Below are 20,003 nucleotides of genomic sequence, written 5' to 3' on the forward strand. Positions count from 1 at the left end.
GATAATAAAAGACCGTACATGCTCAAACATGAACGGTCTTGGTCTGTCTAAGTTCTTGCAGAGGTAAAGGAAGACTAATCATTTAACGACGTATTATCTTGATCGTCGTCTTATCTTCCTCTTCTCCCTCTTTTTCATAGCCATAGGCGATAGTGTTTCCATCACCACTTACTACCACTTTTTTAAGATCTTCTTCTTCTCCAAGTTCAATCGTATAAAATGGAGATGTTTCCTCAGATTCTATATCATAAAATGTCAGTTCATTTACTTTTTGCATTACTATTTTACCGTCAGCAATTGGAAAGACTTCTGTACCTTCACCAATTTCTTTTTGCTCAAAACTGTCTCTGTCTGTAATATAAAAGTTAGCGAGGCCTATTATATCTTCACTTCCCGTATATTTTCGTGTGACAGCATATTGATTATCTAACGTTACTTTGACTGAATTAGCATCCATATCCTCACCAATGAACACTTCATTTAATTCACCTGTTTCCGTATTATAGTGTGAAATTCCTTCTGTGTAACTGATATACAATGATTTTGCATCACGTGATAAAGCTAGTTTTGGTTCATGAGTTCGTTCTATTTCACCAAATAGCTCATATAATTCTTCCGTCAACTCATACATCTCTATTTCATCGTTTTGATAATCCCATAGATAAAAATTCAATTCATCATATCCATCACTTCTCACTGGAATTAATCCTTCTTCTTCACTTACATACCCTGGTCCTACGTGAAAGAAGTCTTCAGCTTCAACCGTTTTTAAAAACTCTTCAGATTCCCCTGTTCGCGGATCATATTTCACAAGAGTGTATGGAGTTGTTTCATTATTCTGGTCATTTATAGTTGAATAAATGTTACCTTCAGGATGTAAATAAGAAAAGTGATCAAAGGTTTCCATATCAAGTTCTTCAGTCTCTCCATCAACCCAAACCTTCATCCGATCTGGTTCGCTAAGACTTTCATCCTGTTCCCCATAATTTAAAATTTCACCATCATCGCTTATGAAAAAATTATGCGGTGCAAGATGACCTTCTACATCAATGGAAGCTATCTCTTTAAATTCACCTGATCCTCCTTTTGACCCTGAAGCGTCATCACTACCGCATCCAACTATTCCAAAAAGCAAAATAATAGATAGTCCCGTAAAAATATTACATAGTTTCATTCTTTTTCCCCTTTCCATTCTATATCCTGAATAAGAATACCATAACTTTCCATTATGCTATATAGTATAAAAGTTTCATTTTTTTCCAAATATTATATTTGTAATAGAAAGGGAATTATAGGAAGAAAACAGTTTCTACCTTCCAAAAAATTACAAAACTTCGCATAACCCATGTAAGCCAACTACAACATTATAAAATGGCAGCCTGTTAACCTTGGTATCCGTTACAGCAAGAAATGGAAAGTATAACGAAAACTTTTCCATTATTTTATAAGTATACAAAGTTATTTAAAAGGAAAGGAGGATGAATTACTTCAATCATATTAAATATCAGTATCCATTTGTAACTTTTTGATCGGAGTATAGATATGGTAAGTGGAGTCCAGTTGGTGAATGTCTTCAAAAACTTGCACAAGTTCGATATGAGAATCTCCTGATTCTTGTTTGGAGATTTTTAAAAACCTTGCGTAATCCGTTTTTAAAACCTCGCTGATATCAATTAGGTCACCAGAATATTTGAACTTAGCACAAAAAAGCTGCGGTACATTCACGGTGAAAAAGTGTGGGTGATCTATTTTTATATCCTGTGAAATTCCAAAGAGAACCTTGAAACGAGTGGAATTCGGCTGACAATCTGAATAGATGACATAACATGATCCTTGAATTGCTTCGTCAATATTGTTTAACAGCAATTTGGAATGAGAGCGAATTTTTGATCTATAATCTTCTGTTGCTAGATCCACTTCAAAAGCAATTCCATTCAACTCAATGGTTGGAAATTCTGTAAGGGTAAAATCGGTAACAATATCACCATTGATGTTTTTAATAGGTCTTTTTACAACTGGAGGGATAGATCTTTGTGGTAGCTTACCATCATTTCCTCTTAGAGAACTTGGTGTAATACCATATTGGCGTTTAAAGGCACGGGTAAAGGATGATTGCGTTCCGAAGTTAAGTTGATAAGCAATATCTGTGAGGGATAAATCATCGTTTTGCATTAATTTTAGGGAAGCATTCAGTCTTCTGGTTAAGATGTAATGATTTAATGAGTACCCCATCATCGCAGAAAAAAGTCTATGAAAATAGTATTTGGACATGTTGAAAGAATCAGCTACAGACTCCACGGATAATGGTTCTTCGATATTGTCTTCAATATATTTTAAAGCACGCTCTATAACTTCATAGTGATCCATAATTAACGCCTCTAATCCTAAATGGTTGTGTAATTATTATATCATAGGTGAATTATTTTAAGGAGGAAAATAGTATGACAAAAGACAGAATGAATGGAATGATTTTAGGTATTTTATATATTTCAGCTGCGGTTACCTCAATTATAGCTGTTATTCTTTATGATCCAGTTTTATCAGAACAATGGTATATGGCTGTAGGCAATGGGCTAGAGGTACAAATATTAATGGGTGTACTAAATGAAATAGCTTTGATTGTATCCATGATAGGAACCGCTGTATTATTCTATCCGTATCTGCGTCACTGGAACGAACATCTTGCTTTAGCTCAATTTAGTTTTCGTTTTATGGAAACCGTCTTTGTTGCTATAGGTACGGTAAGTATTTTAGCTCTTTTACAATTGAGTATTTATCATGATGCAGGTCAACTAATCAATGATGATACTGGTTATATGTTGCAAGCTGTTCACCAGTGGATATTTATTTTAGGACCTAACTTAATGTTAGGGATCAACACGTTCATGTATAGTTATATATTGTTCAGAACGAGACTTATACCTCGACCATTAGCAGGATTTGGCATGATCACCGCTATTTCAGTATTTATTGCTGGGATGCTGGAAATGTTCGGAGTGGTGGAGCAATGGTCAACAGCAAAAGCTCTGATCGCTTTACCAGTAGGTGTTTATGAAATAAGCTTGGCAGTCTGGCTGATTGCGAAAGGATTTAATAGGCAGATGCTTGAAAAATTAAAAGCGAATTAATGGTTTAATTTTGCTGAAGAAAAGCTGAAAACTAAATAACTAATCAAATAGCATGCCAAATCTTACATGGAGTGGTATGCTATTTTTGGTGATGCTTCAATAAAGAGGGGAACGAGGGAGTTATGTTCAGAAGGTTTTTGTTTGTTATTCTTTTGGGGATTGTTCTTTTAGTTGGATGTAATTCGAACTTATCTTTGTCGCTCACTGAAAAGAGTGAAGGTAGTCTTAGCAAGGATATCCAATCGTTTTTTCATGACGTTAACGAACAAAATGGTGTTCACCTCTACTTTGATAACCAAAATAGCTCTATCTTTGTATATCTCAACGGTTCGAATGTAAAACAAGGTGAAAAGGCTGTTCACTTTACTAATTTTAATGTCAAAGCAGATCGTGAAACAATAAGTTTATCATATGAAAGTGATCAAACGTTGAATTATTCAGATGAAGCATTCAGCAATGAGTTGTTTTATGAGATAAACGTAGATAAAAATTATGAGACTATTAAACTTTTTAATAATGGTGAGGAAACTCATTTCGGATCTATTTCAGGGAATTAGTAGATTAACAGGTCTCAAGACACCAAGCGGTTAGCTAGGAAGGAAGAAAGAAAAGTGAGTATTCAATCTGCAGAAAAGAGCAAAAAAATTTATTTTCTATTATTTTTGGTTCCACTCTTTTGGGGTGGGGCTTTTGGAACAGCTCAACACGTTATTACGGAAATTTCGCCACTAATAGCAGCAACATTACGATTTGGTTCCGCTGGACTGTTATTATTGATTATTGTATTACTACGCGGTGAATGGAATTGGACAGTATTAAGAAGCCGATGGTTAGGTCTTTTTCTGATGGCAATTACGGGAATATTCAGCTATAATGCTTTCTTCTTTATTGCTTTAAAATATACCAATGCGGTTAATGGCTCTTTAATTATGGCAACTTCTCCTGTTTTCATTACATTAGGGGCGATTTTCTTTTTGAGTGAAATATGGAATAAACGTTTAGGAGTTGGCTTATTTCTATCGTTAACAGGTGTATTTCTTGTCATTATGCAAGGGTCCTTTCAAACTTTACTTTCCCTCTCCTTTAACAAGGGGGATTTATTGTTTATGGCGGCTTTAGCTAGTTGGGTTATCCACGGGTTAATAGGAAAAGTTGTGATGCAAGGTGTTTCTCCATTATTTACAACAACTATTACTACTTTAATTGGTTCGATCTTTCTTGCGATAGGCTCATTTTTTGACGGAGAATGGAAAGCGGTATTAGCTATGTCTGGTCAATCATGGCTGGAGATGATCTATATGGTTGTTTTTGCAACCGTCATTGGTTTTCTTCTTTGGAATATGGGGATTCACCAGATTGGTGCGAGTAAAGCGAGTATTTACATGAATCTTGTTCCGATTAATGCTGGCTGGATTGCTGTACTGTTGTACGGAGAGCGTATAACGTGGCAACAACTTTTTGGTATGATACTGGTTATAACTGGAGTATTTATTGCTACATATAAGAATGGATTAAAGAAACAAAAAATAGAGAAACAAGTCATGATTGAAGATTACAATCAATGATGAAATGAATAGCATTTATCTAATCACCATCTTGATATGGTGATTTTTTATTATCGCGATCAAGTACTGTGATTGTTGCCCTTTACTCTATGTATAAATCCCGTCACTGAAGAAAAAATAGGTTTGTCATCAGCCGTGCGACAAAGTTAGTTTTCAAGTATCTTGAAGGTAGGATAACTGTGTCATATGATTTAATTGAGGGATATAAAAAAACACATGGAAAGGGAGAAATATAATGGCTCAGTCAAACATAAAGGTAAAAGTCCAGCAGTTTGGTAACTTCCTTAGTTCGATGGTACTACCAAACATTGGTGCATTTATTGCATGGGGACTTATTACTGCGTTATTTATTGCAGATGGTTTTCTTCCGAATGAAAACCTTGCAAAATTAGTTGATCCAATGGTGTTTTACTTGCTACCATTGTTAATCGGTTACACAGGTGGTAAATTAATTCATGACCAGCGTGGTGGTGTCGTAGGTGCGATCGCTACAATGGGGGTAATTGTAGGTGCACCAGATACTCCGATGTTCTTAGGTGCCATGATTATGGGGCCGCTTGGTGGTTACGTAATTAAAAAGTTCGATCAAGCAATTGAAGGAAAAATTAGATCTGGTTTTGAAATGTTGGTGAACAATTTTTCAGCTGGGATTCTTGGTGGACTACTTGCGATTCTTTCATTCTTGGGTATTGGCCCAGCTGTAAATGGATTTACTCAACTACTAGTTGCAGGTGTGGATTGGTTAATTAGTGCAGGATTATTACCATTAACAAGTATTTTTATCGAACCTGCCAAAATTTTATTCCTAAATAATGCAATCAATCATGGGATTCTTTCTCCAATTGGACTGGAACAGGCTAGAAGTACAGGTGAGTCTATTCTTTTCTTATTAGAAGCAAACCCTGGACCAGGTCTTGGAGTTTTATTAGCATTTATGCTGTTTGGAAAAGGTACTGCAAAGCAATCAGCTCCGGGAGCAGGAATCATTCATTTCTTCGGGGGTATTCATGAAATCTACTTCCCATATGTATTAATGCGCCCGCTGCTGTTAATTGCTGTTATTCTAGGTGGTATGAGTGGAATTTTCACCTTAGTACTATTAGGTGGAGGTTTATCAGCTCCTGCATCACCAGGTAGTATATTTGCGATTGCTGCAGTTACACCTGGTAAAGGAAGTGTTTATTTCGCCAACTTTGCTGCTGTAATCGTAGCTACGATTGTTTCATTCGTTGTTTCTGGATTTGTGTTAAAATCAAGTAAACAAGAAGACGAAGATATTGAAGAAGCTACACAAAAAATGCAAGAAATGAAAGGAAGAAAAAGTTCTGTTGCTGGAGCACTGCAATCTAATCCAGGAACGCTTCCGGAAAGTGTAAACAAAATTGTTTTTGCTTGTGATGCCGGAATGGGTTCAAGTGCAATGGGAGCTTCCTTATTACGTAAAAAAGTGAAAGCTGCAGATTTAGACGTTTCTGTCACCAATACAGCTATTAGTAATTTACCAAATGATGCACAGATAGTTATTACACAAGAAGAATTAACTCCACGTGCGAAAGATAAATTACCTAATGCTTATCACATTTCAGTTGATAACTTCTTATCAAGTCCGGAATATGACAAGTTAATTGACAGTCTGCAAAATGGTGTCTCTGAAGAACAAGCTGAAATGGTTGAAGAAACAGAAGCAGATGTAACGGCTGCAAATCATGATCACGATGATGACGACTTGTTGCGCGAAGAGAATATCTTCCTTAATCAGGAATTTGCTACGAAGGAAGAGGCTATTCGTTTTGCAGGTGAAGTGTTAGTTAAAAACGGTTATGTAGAAGAAAGTTATGTTGATGCAATGATCGATCGTGAAAATGTGACTTCAACTTACATGGGAAATAATGTGGCAATTCCACATGGTACAGAAGAAGCGAAAAAAGCGGTATTACGTTCAGGATTTACTGTTCTTCAAGTACCTAATGGTGTTGATTTTGATGGTCAAGAAGCAAAACTAATTTTTGGTATCGCAGGAAAAGATGGTACGCACTTAGATATTCTTTCTGGTATCGCTGTGGTTTGTTCAGATGAGGAAAATATTGAACAGATGGTACAAGCGCAAACAACGAAAGAATTATTAGACATTATCAATAGTAAATGATCCAAAAAAGAGTAGAAAGATGGTATGTTACTGTCTTTCTATTCTGTATATTACCTGAGAATTTAATAAAAGAAACGAGTGGGTAGCATGTTTATAACGTCAAGAGAAAAATCAATCATTGATTTAGTAATGAAGACGTCTGGTAAGCACACACCACATTCACTTGCAAGCTATCTTCATGTAAGTGTTAGAACAGTACAGCGTGATTTGAAGGCTGTTGAAAACATTTTGAAGTCCTTTGAGTTACAATTGAAGCGTACAACCAATGATGGTCTGATGATTGATGGAAAAAATGAGAATATTTTTAAGCTAATGCAGCAGTTGTACCATGTACATCCAACAGATGAAACACCAGAAGAAAAAAAGCTGCAACTACTCATTACATTATTACATGAAGGATCGTTTTTTAAGGCGCAAGTGTTGGCAAAACAGCTAGGAGTAAGTGTTACAACGCTTGCTTCTTATTTGGATGATCTGACAGATTGGTTAGCGAATTTTTCGATTGAATTGACACGAAAAAGAGGTGTCGGTGTAAGTATAGCTGGTAGTGAAGCGAATATGCGTAAAGCATTAGCAACTTATTTTTTGTTTCATTTCCATGAAGAGCTTTTAGCAAGTTTGTATCTATTACAAAGGAATAATCAATTAGACGATTCTGTACTCAGTTACTTTTCTCCGGATTACCTTGTCGTAATTGATGAGATGGTACATCATTTGTTTGACAGAGGGCAGACAAGATTAGCAGATAATGATTACTTAGGGCTTATCGTACACATAGCAATAACGTTGCAACGGGTAGAGCATGATTTTGTGTTGGAGGAAGCAACAGAACTAGATGATGAACAATCGACAAGAGCATTTGAGCTAATTAGTCAGTTATGTGACGATTTAAAATCCGAATTATCGATCCCATTAACAAAGAAAGATGTTCATTATTTAGCGGTTATTTTAAAAGGGTCCAAATTGCAAGATTCTGAGACGGTAGATTATGACAGTATTATGCTCGGGCAGATTATCAAGAATATTATTCAAGATGTTTCAAGCCAATTACATGTTGATTTATCTCGAGATTTTTCATTATTTCAGGGCTTGCTAGCCCATATGGAGCCTTCGATTTTTCGGTTAAAGCATCAGATGGGATTGTTTAATCCTTTAACAGAGCAAATAAATAAGAAATATCCCGTGTTATTTATGGCTGTTCGGAATAGTTTGGAGAAAGAATTTCCTGACATCAGCTTCCCAGATGATGAAATTGCTTTTATCGTTCTGCATTTTGGCTCGGCATTATTAATGAATGAAGAGAAGACAGTGATACATGCTGTTATTGTTTGTCCAACCGGAATAGGTACCTCCAAGATGCTAGCAAGTCGGATCCAAAAAGAATTTACGGAAATCAATTCTGTCGAGATCAAATCCATGAAAGAAATGGAAATGTCGAATTTAGATAAGTTTGATCTTGTTATTTCCACTGTCCGACTTCCGTTTGATGATGTTCACTATATCTTAGTATCACCGTTATTAAGTGATGAAGACATCGAAATGATTCGCAGCTTCCTGCAGAATAATATTCAACAACTAACCAGTAAGAATGAATATGTGAAGGACAAAGGTAAAGGAAAGTTACAAGCACCTTCAAGCTTGCAAGATGTTTTACAGGAGATGAAAGATGTTCAAACCAGTATCGAATCCATCTTGAATAATTTACGCATATATTGGAAGGTTAACACCGATTATCAGCAAGTGTTAAAAGAGATGACAGCAGAATTAGAACAAGAAGGATTAATTACAGATGCTACTAAAGTTTTTGAGAAGCTAGAGGAAAGGGAGAAAGTGGGCGGTCTAGGAATTCCAGGTACGAATATGGGATTGTTTCACTGCCGTGATAACAGTGTTCAACAGCTTATTTTTCAAGTTTGTCATTTAGAACATCCTTGTGTAATTAAAGGTATGGATGGCAAGGAAGTACAGTTAAAAAATGTACTATTAATGTTATCTCCCGAAAATCTAAGTTTAAAAGAACAAGAAATATTAAGTCTCATCAGTACTAGTTTGATTGAGAATGATGCAGCATTGATGATTTTTTCGTCATCAAGTGAAGCAATGATTAAAGGTAAGCTAGAGGAGTTATTTTCAGATTACCTTCAAAATAAATGGATAAAGGAATGATCATCATGAAACAAGCAGTTCATTTTGGTGCAGGAAACATCGGTAGAGGTTTTATCGGAGCATTATTTTCTGAGTCAGGATATCATGTAACTTTTGTTGATATTGCCGATAAAATCATCAATCAATTAAATGAACAAAAGAGTTATCAAGTAAAGTTAGCAACAGATAAACAAGAAACAACTACGATTAACCATGTATCTGGCCTCAACAATATGACCCAGGAAAATGAAGTGATCGAGATAATTACAAACGCAACTTATTTGACTACTGCTATCGGCCCTAACATTTTGCCAAGAATTGCACCGTTAATTGCACGTGGTATTTCTGAACGAGTGTACCAAACAGAAGAAAAGCTATATGTAATTGCTTGTGAAAATCAGATCGGTGCAACAGATATTTTGAAGCAACATATTTTAGACAATCTTGATGAAGATACAAAAGAAAGATTAGCAGGACGAGTGCAGTTCTTTAATTCTGCAGTTGACCGTATTGTACCAATACAAGAAGATAATGAATCACTTGATGTATTAGTGGAGCCATATTACGAATGGGTTGTCGAAACAAAAGAAAATATTCCAACAGTTGAAGGAATGACGATTGTTGATGAGCTTGCTCCTTTTATTGAGCGAAAGCTATTTACGGTTAATACAGGACATGCAGTCATTGCCTATCTTGGCTACTTAAATGGCAAGTCAACGATTGATAAAACCTTAGCAGATGAAGCAATCGAGAAACAAGTGGAAGCAACGTTAAAAGAGACTGGTGATTACTTAGTGAAGCAATATGGTTTAGATGGAGAAGAGCACTTTAACTATATTCGCAAAATTGTTGAGAGATTCAAAAATCGATATTTAAATGATGGTGTAACAAGAGTAGGCCGTGCTCCAATCCGAAAACTTGGACCAGAAGATCGTTTGGTTCGCCCTGCAACAGAAGCACAAAAAGCAGGCTTGCCGTTTATAAACTTAGCAAAAGCCATTGCTGCGGCGCTATTATTTGATCATCAAGAGGATGAAGAAGCAGTAAAACTTCAAGCGATGATCGAAGAAAGCGGAATTGCCAAAGTGTTGCAGGATGTGAGTAATCTTGCAGAAGATAGTGAAATTACGCAAGAAGTTGTGAAACAATATGATTTGTTAAAATAAATAAGGAAAAAATGGTTCAGTTACGTACAAAAAGTAGCTGGACTTTTTTTATACAAGGCGTTGCGCATTTACGTTGAATTAGTATATTCTGAATGTAAACTTGAATTGAAGTCTCGAAAAGGGGTGATGGACATGGAAGGATATAACAGGTTATCACCAAGAGAAGCGGCAGGTAAGTTCATACAAAATCGTTTTAGAAATTGTCAGGGCGCACTTTTAGCAGGAAGTGTGATTCGAGGAGAAGCAACTAAAACAACTAATTTAGATATCGTCATATTTGATTGTAATATTCAAGCAGCTTATAGGGAGTCTATCATTGATTTGGGTTGGAATATCGAAATTTTTGTTCATAACCTTACTTCCTATAAAGATTTTTTGGCAAGTGACTGTGAAAGTGCAAGACCATCATTTCCAAGAATGGTAGTGGAAGGAGAAGTTATTATAGATAAAGGAATAATAACTTCTATTAAGAATGAAGCAAAGGAATGGAACCGGACCAAGGAGAAGTGAGAGTTGGCAGCAATGTTAAAATCGGTTACCTTTCTCAGAATATATTTTTTGATGTCAAGGACGAAACAGTTATCGAGACGTTTAGAGATGTGGTGAAAGTGGCTGAAGGAGAAGCTAGACAGATTTTAGCAAGGTTTATGTTTTATGGGTATGATGTATTTAAAAAAGTTGCTCAGCTTAGCGGAGGAGAAAGAATGCGTTTAAGGTTAGCACAGATGATGTATCAAGATATTAATCTGCTTATTCTCGATGAACCGACGAATCATTTAGATATTGACTCGAGAGAAGTGTTGGAAGAAGCACTGGAAGGATTTCAAGGTACTATTTTAGCAGTTTCCCATGATCGTTATTTCCTTAATAAGCTATTTACTAAAATATATTGGATTGAAGCCCAGACTCTCTACTGCTTTGAAGGAGATTATAATTGGGCAAAGCAGAAAATGGTTGAATTTAGAGGGAAAGAAGTCCAGAGATGTACTGAAAAAAAGAAGAAATCATCCTTACAGAAAGATTCAACATCAACTAATCAGCGTGTGGAAAATAACCATTTAGAGAAAGACATAGAAACTTTAGAGGAAAGCATTATAACGATAGAAAAGAAACTGCTGGAAACGGACGATTTGGAGAAATTGCAACAATTGCATCAAGAAAAAGAAGAACTCGAACATGAATGGGAGAAGCTTTTGGAGAAATTAGAGAAGCATTATTAAAAAAAGAGCATTAAAATTCAATTCCTTGGATAAACGATGATATCCAGGGAAGGGAGGCAATTATCCCCGGAAGGGCTCACCTTACTCCCTGGAAAAGTATTTCTCTTCCATTGATAATTGATGATATTCAAGGAAGAGAGTTAATTATCCTTCGAAAGAGCTCGTTTCCCTCCTTTGGTTAATTGGCGAAATCCAAGGAAGCCGGGGGATATAATCAGTTGCGGATAAATCATGGTTAGTCAGGTTGTACTTTCCTAAATGGGAAGGGTTAAGTGCCAGTGCTTTAGAAGGTCAAATTTTTTAGCGAAAAATAAAGAGTATAAGTGGTTTGTTTGGTTTAGGTATTATTAATAAAAGGATTGCCGAGCGTGGCAATCCTTTTATTTTAATGAAAATTAACTGGAATTATATGCTAAAATAATTTTAAGAATATATTTGGGAGGCATGTAATGTATACATCTTACATTTTGATGGCTGCATTAACCATTATCTCGTTTCTTATAGTTTTGCTATTACGGAATCAACGCAGGATCATTGCTAGAATTGGTTTTGTCAGTTGGATATCATTAAGTTTGTATTTCATATTTGAGTATATCGTTATTCAAGCAACTACTGCACCATATCATTCTCTCGATCAACCGATGAGTGATTTAGGTGTTACATCATGTGGAACGAATACCTATCCACTCGCACCGTATGAAATTTGTTCGCCATACCATTTGTTAATGAATTGGACAATTGCGGTTACAGGCATTGTGATATTTGTTGGCGCTATAGCTTTACATCAATTTTGGCCAGATAATAAGAAGACAAGCATAGCTACCGTATTATTGGTAATCTTTGGACTTAGCTATAACATTTCCGGTATTATTCCTGCTGATATAAATTTTCTTTGGCATACGCTTGGTTCCATGCCAGGTATGATTGTTCAAATTCCTGCATTAGTACTAATAAGTATTGCTATTCGAAACGTAAAACCCTCATTAGCCATCTTTACTTGTATTTGTACCGTAGTTACCACATGTTCACTAATATTTCTATTTTATCAACCTCCATTCATCAGTCTTCCAGGTGGGCTTTTGCAGAGAATACTTTATGGTGCGGTCTATTTCTGGATGGTAATTACAGCGGTTGTTCTTTGGAGAAATTTAAACTTTGAAAGGAGTGGAAGGTAAGTGAAGCAATACGAATATCGAGTTGAAGACATTCAAATTCAATTGAAGGCTAATACTAATTTCAGTGAAGTAACTTGATTCGGGGGGAGAAGTATAAGTGTTATTTCAAAATAAAAAGTTAAAAGTTCGGAAAATAGAAAAAGAAGATAGCTACCAATTAGCAAAATGGCTTTCCAAACCGTCAGTTCTTGAGTTTTACGAGGGAAGAGACAATCCCTTTGATTTAGAAAAAGTTAAAAAAGATTTTTATGATCCTAAAGATGAAACAGTTAAGTGTATAGTAGAATATGAAGACAGAGATATAGGATATATCCAATTCTATCTACTAGACGATAAAACGAAGGAAGAATATAGATATGTTGATGAGAATATTTATGGCATGGATCAATTTATAGGTGAAGAAAAATTTTGGAATAAAGGTATTGGTACATTACTTGTTTCTTCCATGGTTGAATATTTAATTAAATATAAAAATGCAGATCGTATAGTTATGGATCCCCAAACTACAAATTCAAGAGCATTAAAATGTTATGAAAATTGCGGATTTAAAAAAGTTAGAATACTTCCAAATCATGAGCTGCACGAAGGGGAGTATCAAGATTGTTGGTTAATGGAATATCATAAGTAACAATCGCTTAGGGCTTAATAGTATAGACTTTTTTAGGAGTGTAATAATGCCAGAGATAGTAGGAATTATTTTATTTAGTTTAATAGTCGTAGTTGTCATCGCTTTGATATTTTTGAAGCATATTGAATTTATAGAACCGACTATTGTTCAGACACAATTATTCAGTATTCATCTAACTATATTTGGTGGTTTCCTCTCACTTCATCTGACTATAATAGGATTACTAATAATGTTATTAGGTTTGATTATTGGTGTGTTACCAAGCTTTAGTGAAGATTAAGAAATCTCCTTCTTTAATATGAGCTGATGAAATCTTCAACAGCTCATATTTGTCTAGGAAAGTAAAAAGAAAGCCCTGTATCATATAAATAGTTTGCCAGAATCATTACTTATTTGAATTAAAACGTTTATCTAATTTATCGCGGTGAGATTGAAAAATTGTTTCGAGTGGGATTTCGTATTTGTTGGCAATCACGATGATATTACCAAGAACATCACCAAGTTCTTCTGTTAATTCTTGCTTGTGCTGTGACATGGTTCCTGGCGATTCATCTGGCCTATCCCTGCCAATTTCTAAAGCTCTAATAGCTCTAGCGACTTCTCCTGTTTCTTCGGCTAAGAAACCAATACGTACGAAAATATCTAAATCTGTCCAACCCCTTTGATCATAATGTTCCTTTACCCAATCTTGAAATTCGTTAACATTCAATTTGTTTACCTCCTTTGTCATCGCTCCCTCTAGTTTAAACAATAATGTATATGTAGTAAATTATGGAATTTTAGGTGTTAAAACCTTTTCTGATGAGTTACAATTATTGGAGAGTGATTTTTCGAGAGATTAGGTTGACAGGATGTGATAGATTTGGGAATAGATTATGATTCATTAATCACGTTCCTTATTATGTGGGGAACACTGACTATTATGGTTATAAGTGCTTATATAAGAATGGATTCCGAGGATAGGGCTTCTGCCAGGCAAGATTTTACATCTCCCCATTCTATTTTTACGGTAGGTTTTGTTTTAATTGGCCACTTTCTCACTTCTGTTGGAAATCTTTTTGGGATTCATTTCATCAAATATATTGGAATTGTCATCTTGATTGTGGGTGGTGTTACCTGTACGTTAGATGTCTGGAAGAAAAGTAAAATCCAGGGGGCACTAGTACCAGCGCTTATTTCAGTAGCTATTTATTTCTTGGTTGTATAAAAGAGTTTTTATGGAGTTAAAGGAGGAAATATTATGTTTAAAGACTTCAAAAACAAGCGTTACTGGATACTTATGCCACCGTTTTTACTAATTTCGATTATTCTTGCAATCTATTTACCTCCAAAATTAAAGCCGTTTGCGATACTTTCTGTAATTGTATTCTGGATTGTTTATTATACTTGGAATTATTTTAGTAAAAAAAGAGCAGATGAAAATTAATAATGAAATAACCTCTTTTTTAGCGACTTCATTAATTTAATATCTTCACTATTACTACAAAAAATTAAGGTGATCAAATTGATTATTGGAACAACAGATAGATGTATGAAAGGTTTAGCCAACGATATTTTTCAGCACAAGATTGACACTGATCATATGTCGATTGAACGTGTAGCAGAAACTATTGCTTCCCAATCAAACATTGAATTACTCCCTAACAACAGAAACAAATTGAAGAAAAAGCTAGATAGAATAAAAACGCAATTAAAGCATATTCGGTTTATTAATTAGTTGTATTAAAGGAGGGATAGTACCATGGATATAGAAAACCCTAGTTTTAATTATGATGGGCACGGTAAGCAATATTCCACTTATAGACAGACAGACGCAAGGATTGCCCAATATATTACAGAAGCTCTTGGTTCATCACAAACGGTGCTTAACGTTGGTGCTGGTAGTGGATCTTATGAACCTAATGATCGTTATGTTGTTGCAGTGGAGCCATCCAGCTCAATGAGGCAACAACGTCTGAAATCTAATAAAGTGCCTGCAGTTATTGGAACTGCAGATTCCTTACCTTTTGATGAAGATTCATTCGATGCTTCCATGGCTACACTTACGATACATCATTGGCCAGATCTTGAAAAAGGGTTAAAAGAACTTCGTAGAGTCACGAAAGATCAAATTGTTATCATGACTTATGATCCTGATGCATTAGATGTTTTCTGGAATGCTTTTTATTTTCCAGAATTGATTGAAGTAGAAAAGGCGCGATATCCGAAAATAGAGGATATCACAGAAATATTGGGAGGAGAATCAGTCGTAAAAAAAATTCCTATTCCGATCGATTGTCAAGATGGATTTCAGGAGGCCTTTTATGGAAGACCGGAAGCCTTTCTTCAAAAAGAAATACGTCAATCTCAATCTGCTTGGGGTTTTCTTTTGAACGATGTGGAACACAAGTTAGTGAAAAGATTAAAAGATGATCTTGAATCAGGAAAATGGGATGAAAAATTTGGTTTTCATAGGGATATGCCATTTTTTCATGGGGCACTGCGACTAATTACTTCTAATAGCTAAGGAGGAGAAATATTGAAGCAAACGTTATTGGTAATCGATGCTCAGCAAGACTTAATGGAAGGAAGTACGGAAGAACAAGGTGTGTTTGATAAAGAACGAATCATTACAAATATTAATACAGTTATTCAAAAAGCGTTAGATGAGAGAATCCCAATTGTTTTTATAAGAGATTTAGATGTTGCCAGTGGTGAAGGTCCAGGGTTTCAGATACACAAAGATATAAACGTGCCAACCACGGCAGTGATATTTGACAAAGAAGCTACTAATTCATTTTATGGTACTCCATTAAAAGAACATTTACATCATGCCAACGTAGAACATCTTGTGATAATGGGGTGTAAGACGGAGCATTGCATTGATACAGCTGTTAGAACGGCAACAATCAATCGCTTTGACGTAACACTAGTTGGAGATGGTCACTCTACTTCTGACTCCAAACATTTAACTGCACAACAAATCATTCAGCATCATAATGAAACACTTCATGGTCATTATAACGTAGACAATTTTTCAATCGTTAGGAATAGTGCTGAAGATTTGTTTAATCCAATTCATGATAGATACCGTTAAGAATGGGAAAAGCACCTGCTTTCTATGCAAAGAAAACAGATGCTTTGATCATTCTTCGATTTCATAATGTCCACGGTCATCTCCAAAATATTTGTTATATCGTTTTTTGAATTTGTGGAACAGATAGGTTACGATAACTTTCACAATCGCATAGCCAGGAATTCCGAGAATCACCCCGAGGATACCGAATAAATTTCCGGCAATGAGTAGAACCAGAATAATAGTTAATGGATGAACCTTCATTGTTCTTCCCATAACATTAGGTGATACGAAATTACCTTCTAGAAATTGTACCGCTATCCATACAATAGCTAGCTTTAATAACATAAATGGTGAACTGACAATCGCAATAATAATGGCTGGAATGATGGCAATGGTTGGACCTAAATAAGGCACAACACTCGTAACAGCTGCAACAATTGCTAACGTAAATGCGTAATCAAGGCCGATGATGAGATAGCCAATAAATAGCAAGATACCAATCACAGATGCAACAATGATTTGACCTTGGATATAGGAACCTACTTGGGTATCCATATTAGATAAAATTTGCTTCATATCATCACGAAACTTAGGTGGAAATAGTTTTATACTAAATTGTTTGAACTTCTTCCCATCTTTTAATAGGAAAAATAATACGAATGGAAAGGTTATAATGGATACAACAGTAGTGGTTATGGTATTTGCAATATTTTGTATCCCTTGAAACCCAGTAGTTAAATAATTTCCGATTATTTCTGGAAGTTCTCCTAATCTTTCCATCAGCCAGTTGTAACCATCATCATAATATGGTCCTAAGAAAGAGTTTTGAATCCATGTCGTCATGCTATCTCCAAGTTGACTTAAATAGTTTGGAAAGTTCTCTACTAAACCTTTTACCTGTGCTTCAATAGCAGGTGCGGTTAATAAAATAATCCCTGTTAATGCTCCACTAATACCGAGAATCAGAATAATAATGCCCCAAATTCTCGGAATACGAATCCGCTCTAACAAATCTACGATCGGGTTCAATAGATAGTAGGCAATAAAGGCTAAAATAACTGGTGGTGCCAGTGTAGAAAAAATAACCTTCAGTGGGTAAAAGATAAAAGAAACCTTCGAATAAATGAAGATTGTAATCCCAATTAGAATGAAGAAAATTAAAATATAAAAGATATTTTTACCACCAAGAAACTTTAAAAATCGGTCGGATGACTCCATTATTCTGCATCTCCCTTATTTATGTAATATAGTTTTATCCTATTTCATTATAATATTAATTATATACCAAATATTATCATCATAGAGGTATACTTCCAATAATTTTAAAATGAATGAAAAGTAATTATATGGTATTATTTCAAATGAGAGGAGGATACATGTTGACAACAGTCTTATATATGGTACGTCACGCAGAATCTCCTTTCAAATTAGGGGAAGAGAGAGTTCGCGGTTTATCGCGAGAAGGACAAATAGCTGCTAGGAAAGTAACGGCATTGCTAAAGGATATAGATATAGCAGCAATTGTTTCAAGTCCATATACAAGGGCAATTCAAACTGTTCAAGAACTTGCCACTTACAAAGCATTAACCATTAAAGAGTACGAAACATTAAAGGAAAGACCAATTAAAGGATTAGAATATAGACTTCCTGAACAAGAACTATTAAAGGCTATCGAGCAATCTTTTAACAATAAAGCATTTTGCTTAGAAGGCGGAGAATCTACCCAACAGGCTCAAAGACGTGCAATTCCTACTATTTTGCAAGTGATTAAAGAAAACAAAGGAAAGAATATAGTGATAGGGACACATGGAAACATCATGACAATTATTATGAACTATTTTGCTGAGCGTTATGGATATGATTTTTGGAAAAGCACCTCAAAACCGGACATCTATAGACTAACTTTTGATGATAATAATAGTTTAACAGAAGTAGAGAGAATATGGAGTGAGATGGAGGGTTAACCATATGGATGATAGAATCAAAGAATTAATAGAGTTGACAAAAACGAAATTTGGCCTAGGTAATTATTATTTAAAACGACATAGTATCGAACGAAGCCTTACTATTTTTAATGAAACGAAATATATCTTAAGCATGGAATGGTTTCCAGATCAAGTGACTGTAGAGGAGGATGATGAATTAAATCCAGAAGGCACAGCTGCTATTGAAATGGATATACATACTCAACAATTTAATAGTGCCATTTTTGTAGGAGGAAAAACATATGCAGACAATGGTGTAACATTTGACGATTTGGACACCAATATCATTACAAACTGGATCGAAAAAGAAACAAGATTAACATATGGCAAACATTTTCAATTGAAAAAGGAAGAGGAAAATAGACTTTTGTTTGAAGAATGTACCGATGGTATTGCTGTCTCACCCGGAGGTTTCATAGATGTTGAATGGGATAGTAAAGGCCAACTTACTTCATTTACTGTTCATGGCAATTTCCCTTCAAAAGCACTAGTAAATGAAGAAAAGTATACACTCTCATTGCAAAAAATGGAAGAAATCGCAAAAGAACAGTTGCAGTTAGTATACTTTCCCTCCTTCGAAAAGGAATGTTTAATTCCTGTTTATGCGGTTGAGGAGTCTTATATTACAAATGATAACAGGTCAATCATTCCTTTTCTAAGGATGGATGACAGAGGGGCTTTCGTAGATGTGAATCAAATACTGGATTGGCAAACACAACTTGACGAACCTTTTGAAAGGAAAGAGATTGATTGGAATCAAGAAATTACAACAGAACAAGCATTTGCACAAGAGCCGTCTCCTGATGCTGTTCCAATCAGTCCCGAAGAAGAGAAAGAATCTGTACAAGCTGTCATTGATTTTTTACGAAAAGTATACCCAGATGATACTGGCAAATGGAGATTACATACACTTTCGCGGAAAAATGGCTATCTTCATGCGTTACTGAAATTAGAAAGCCAAACAAACCTTGTGTTTCAAACGAAGTTGCTACTTGTTATCGATACAACAACTAGTCAAGTCGTCAATTTTATGGACACACAGGATATCGAGGAAATGTTTGATTCCTTTCAAAAGTTCGGAGAAGTAAGGGTAACCAAAGAAGATGCATATAACAAATTAAAAAAGGAATTTCAATTGAAGCCATGTTATGTATATGATAGGAAAGAAAATCAATACCTCTTATGTGGGGCGTTTGATTGTCAATATGGAATTCATGCAATAAACGGTGAAGTCGTTACATTAAACGAGTTATAAAACTGCTCCATCTTAGCTTAATATTTCTTCGGAATATGATGCTTCCCTCGCCTGGATACTTAAAACCGTGGGGAGGGATAATTCACTATTTCCATTTTCACCCCGGATGAAAATTACATTTCAAATGGACCACCTCTGTAAATTTTTTTTCGAACTATTAGCCCCATTTCTTTCTAGTAATTTCTAAATATATATAGGTAGTGTGGAAAGTTAACGTTAATGATCACTGACACTTTATATCCATTCATAGATAAATTGCTTCCAATTCATAAATTCAAAAAGAGAAAAGCTAAAAAATTAAATAGGATAATATATCCATCAAAAAATCCTTAATTCAAAGTATTCTAAAACATTCGATTTAATAGTTTCCTTAAAATGTAAAAATGGAGGGAACGAAAAAGATAAAAATATGTTGTATTTTGTCAGAAAGGCCAGTTTTTTTAGTGAAAAACATCAATGTTTTGTCGACTTAATCATGGATTAGGTATATTGTTCTGTTTTTGTAATATTATGGGATTATCTGTTGACTTTA

The 20,003-nt window shown here is 35.2% G+C and carries 22 protein-coding genes; 18 read left to right on the plus strand and 4 right to left on the minus strand.

Translation table 11 applies throughout. The features are described 5' to 3' along the window. Nucleotides 1–82: 82 nt before the first annotated feature. Nucleotides 83–1,174, minus strand: a complete 1,092-nt coding sequence (locus D569_RS0110705; protein ID WP_018932412.1) for a hypothetical protein — start codon at nt 1,172–1,174, stop codon at nt 83–85. Between the two features lie 323 nt (nt 1,175–1,497). After that, the gene (locus D569_RS0110710; RefSeq protein WP_018932413.1) at nt 1,498–2,367 is read right to left on the minus strand and encodes a helix-turn-helix transcriptional regulator; all 870 of its coding nucleotides are present in this window, start codon (nt 2,365–2,367) and stop codon (nt 1,498–1,500) included. A gap of 74 nt (nt 2,368–2,441) precedes the next feature. Between D569_RS0110710 and D569_RS0110715 the strand changes: the two genes are divergently transcribed. The 11 genes from D569_RS0110715 to D569_RS0110765 all read left to right on the plus strand — a co-directional run bounded on the left by D569_RS0110715 (nt 2,442) and on the right by D569_RS0110765 (nt 13,453). Beyond that, entirely contained in the window at nt 2,442–3,128 is a 687-nt protein-coding gene (locus D569_RS0110715) for a DUF4386 domain-containing protein (RefSeq protein WP_018932414.1), read from the plus strand. A gap of 122 nt (nt 3,129–3,250) precedes the next feature. Beyond that, entirely contained in the window at nt 3,251–3,685 is a 435-nt protein-coding gene (locus tag D569_RS0110720; RefSeq protein WP_018932415.1) for a hypothetical protein, read from the plus strand. 54 nt (nt 3,686–3,739) lie between these two features. Continuing rightward, nucleotides 3,740–4,693: a DMT family transporter gene (locus D569_RS0110725; RefSeq protein WP_018932416.1), complete on the plus strand. Its 954-nt coding sequence runs from the start codon at nt 3,740–3,742 to the stop codon at nt 4,691–4,693. 235 nt (nt 4,694–4,928) lie between these two features. Continuing rightward, complete coding sequence (locus D569_RS0110730) at nt 4,929–6,839, plus strand: PTS mannitol transporter subunit IICBA (RefSeq protein ID WP_018932417.1); 1,911 nt, start codon at nt 4,929–4,931, stop codon at nt 6,837–6,839. 87 nt (nt 6,840–6,926) lie between these two features. Then, complete coding sequence (locus tag D569_RS0110735; RefSeq protein WP_018932418.1) at nt 6,927–9,005, plus strand: BglG family transcription antiterminator; 2,079 nt, start codon at nt 6,927–6,929, stop codon at nt 9,003–9,005. Between the two features lie 5 nt (nt 9,006–9,010). Beyond that, a complete protein-coding gene (locus D569_RS0110740) occupies nt 9,011–10,150 on the plus strand; it encodes a mannitol-1-phosphate 5-dehydrogenase (protein ID WP_026287298.1) in 1,140 nt (379 codons plus the stop codon). Between the two features lie 132 nt (nt 10,151–10,282). Continuing rightward, nucleotides 10,283–10,660: a nucleotidyltransferase family protein gene (locus tag D569_RS22805; RefSeq protein ID WP_018932420.1), complete on the plus strand. Its 378-nt coding sequence runs from the start codon at nt 10,283–10,285 to the stop codon at nt 10,658–10,660. Continuing rightward, entirely contained in the window at nt 10,636–11,370 is a 735-nt protein-coding gene (locus tag D569_RS0110750; RefSeq protein ID WP_018932421.1) for an ATP-binding cassette domain-containing protein, read from the plus strand. The genes D569_RS22805 and D569_RS0110750 overlap by 25 nt, the downstream gene beginning before the upstream one ends. A 449-nt stretch (nt 11,371–11,819) precedes the next feature. Next, complete coding sequence (locus tag D569_RS0110755) at nt 11,820–12,545, plus strand: DUF998 domain-containing protein (protein WP_018932422.1); 726 nt, start codon at nt 11,820–11,822, stop codon at nt 12,543–12,545. A 97-nt stretch (nt 12,546–12,642) separates the two neighbouring features. Continuing rightward, on the plus strand, nt 12,643–13,173 hold the full coding sequence (locus tag D569_RS0110760; protein ID WP_018932423.1) for a GNAT family N-acetyltransferase: 531 nt from the start codon (nt 12,643–12,645) through the stop codon (nt 13,171–13,173). 46 nt (nt 13,174–13,219) lie between these two features. After that, the gene (locus tag D569_RS0110765) at nt 13,220–13,453 is read left to right on the plus strand and encodes a hypothetical protein (protein WP_018932424.1); all 234 of its coding nucleotides are present in this window, start codon (nt 13,220–13,222) and stop codon (nt 13,451–13,453) included. A gap of 105 nt (nt 13,454–13,558) precedes the next feature. Here the strand turns inward: D569_RS0110765 and D569_RS0110770 are convergent, their stop codons facing one another. Then, nucleotides 13,559–13,882 (minus strand): MazG nucleotide pyrophosphohydrolase domain-containing protein, encoded by a 324-nt coding sequence (locus tag D569_RS0110770; protein ID WP_018932425.1) that lies wholly within the window; start codon nt 13,880–13,882, stop codon nt 13,559–13,561. Between the two features lie 144 nt (nt 13,883–14,026). On the opposite strand from D569_RS0110770, the gene D569_RS0110775 reads away from it, so the two are divergent. The 5 genes from D569_RS0110775 (at nt 14,027) to D569_RS0110795 (ending at nt 16,249) form a co-directional block, all read left to right on the plus strand. After that, nucleotides 14,027–14,380: a hypothetical protein gene (locus D569_RS0110775; protein ID WP_425401987.1), complete on the plus strand. Its 354-nt coding sequence runs from the start codon at nt 14,027–14,029 to the stop codon at nt 14,378–14,380. Nucleotides 14,381–14,413: 33 nt separating this feature from the next. Further along, nucleotides 14,414–14,599, plus strand: coding sequence for a hypothetical protein (locus tag D569_RS0110780; protein WP_018932427.1), 186 nt, complete (start codon nt 14,414–14,416; stop codon nt 14,597–14,599). Between the two features lie 78 nt (nt 14,600–14,677). After that, the gene (locus D569_RS0110785) at nt 14,678–14,890 is read left to right on the plus strand and encodes a hypothetical protein (protein ID WP_018932428.1); all 213 of its coding nucleotides are present in this window, start codon (nt 14,678–14,680) and stop codon (nt 14,888–14,890) included. Nucleotides 14,891–14,914: 24 nt separating this feature from the next. Further along, a complete protein-coding gene (locus tag D569_RS0110790) occupies nt 14,915–15,679 on the plus strand; it encodes a class I SAM-dependent methyltransferase (protein ID WP_018932429.1) in 765 nt (254 codons plus the stop codon). Between the two features lie 12 nt (nt 15,680–15,691). Beyond that, nucleotides 15,692–16,249: an isochorismatase family protein gene (locus D569_RS0110795; protein ID WP_018932430.1), complete on the plus strand. Its 558-nt coding sequence runs from the start codon at nt 15,692–15,694 to the stop codon at nt 16,247–16,249. A gap of 48 nt (nt 16,250–16,297) precedes the next feature. Here D569_RS0110795 and D569_RS0110800 read toward each other — a convergent pair whose 3' ends face one another. Then, a complete protein-coding gene (locus D569_RS0110800) occupies nt 16,298–17,449 on the minus strand; it encodes an AI-2E family transporter (protein WP_018932431.1) in 1,152 nt (383 codons plus the stop codon). 158 nt (nt 17,450–17,607) lie between these two features. On the opposite strand from D569_RS0110800, the gene D569_RS0110805 reads away from it, so the two are divergent. Together D569_RS0110805 and D569_RS0110810 are read left to right on the plus strand one after the other, a co-directional pair. Further along, a complete protein-coding gene (locus D569_RS0110805) occupies nt 17,608–18,195 on the plus strand; it encodes a histidine phosphatase family protein (RefSeq protein ID WP_033404865.1) in 588 nt (195 codons plus the stop codon). Nucleotides 18,196–18,199: 4 nt separating this feature from the next. Beyond that, nucleotides 18,200–19,471: a hypothetical protein gene (locus D569_RS0110810; protein WP_018932433.1), complete on the plus strand. Its 1,272-nt coding sequence runs from the start codon at nt 18,200–18,202 to the stop codon at nt 19,469–19,471. Nucleotides 19,472–20,003: the final 532 nt, after the last annotated feature.

The sequence above is a fragment of the Gracilibacillus lacisalsi DSM 19029 genome, from assembly GCF_000377765.1.
Lineage (GTDB): Bacteria > Bacillota > Bacilli > Bacillales > Amphibacillaceae > Gracilibacillus > Gracilibacillus lacisalsi.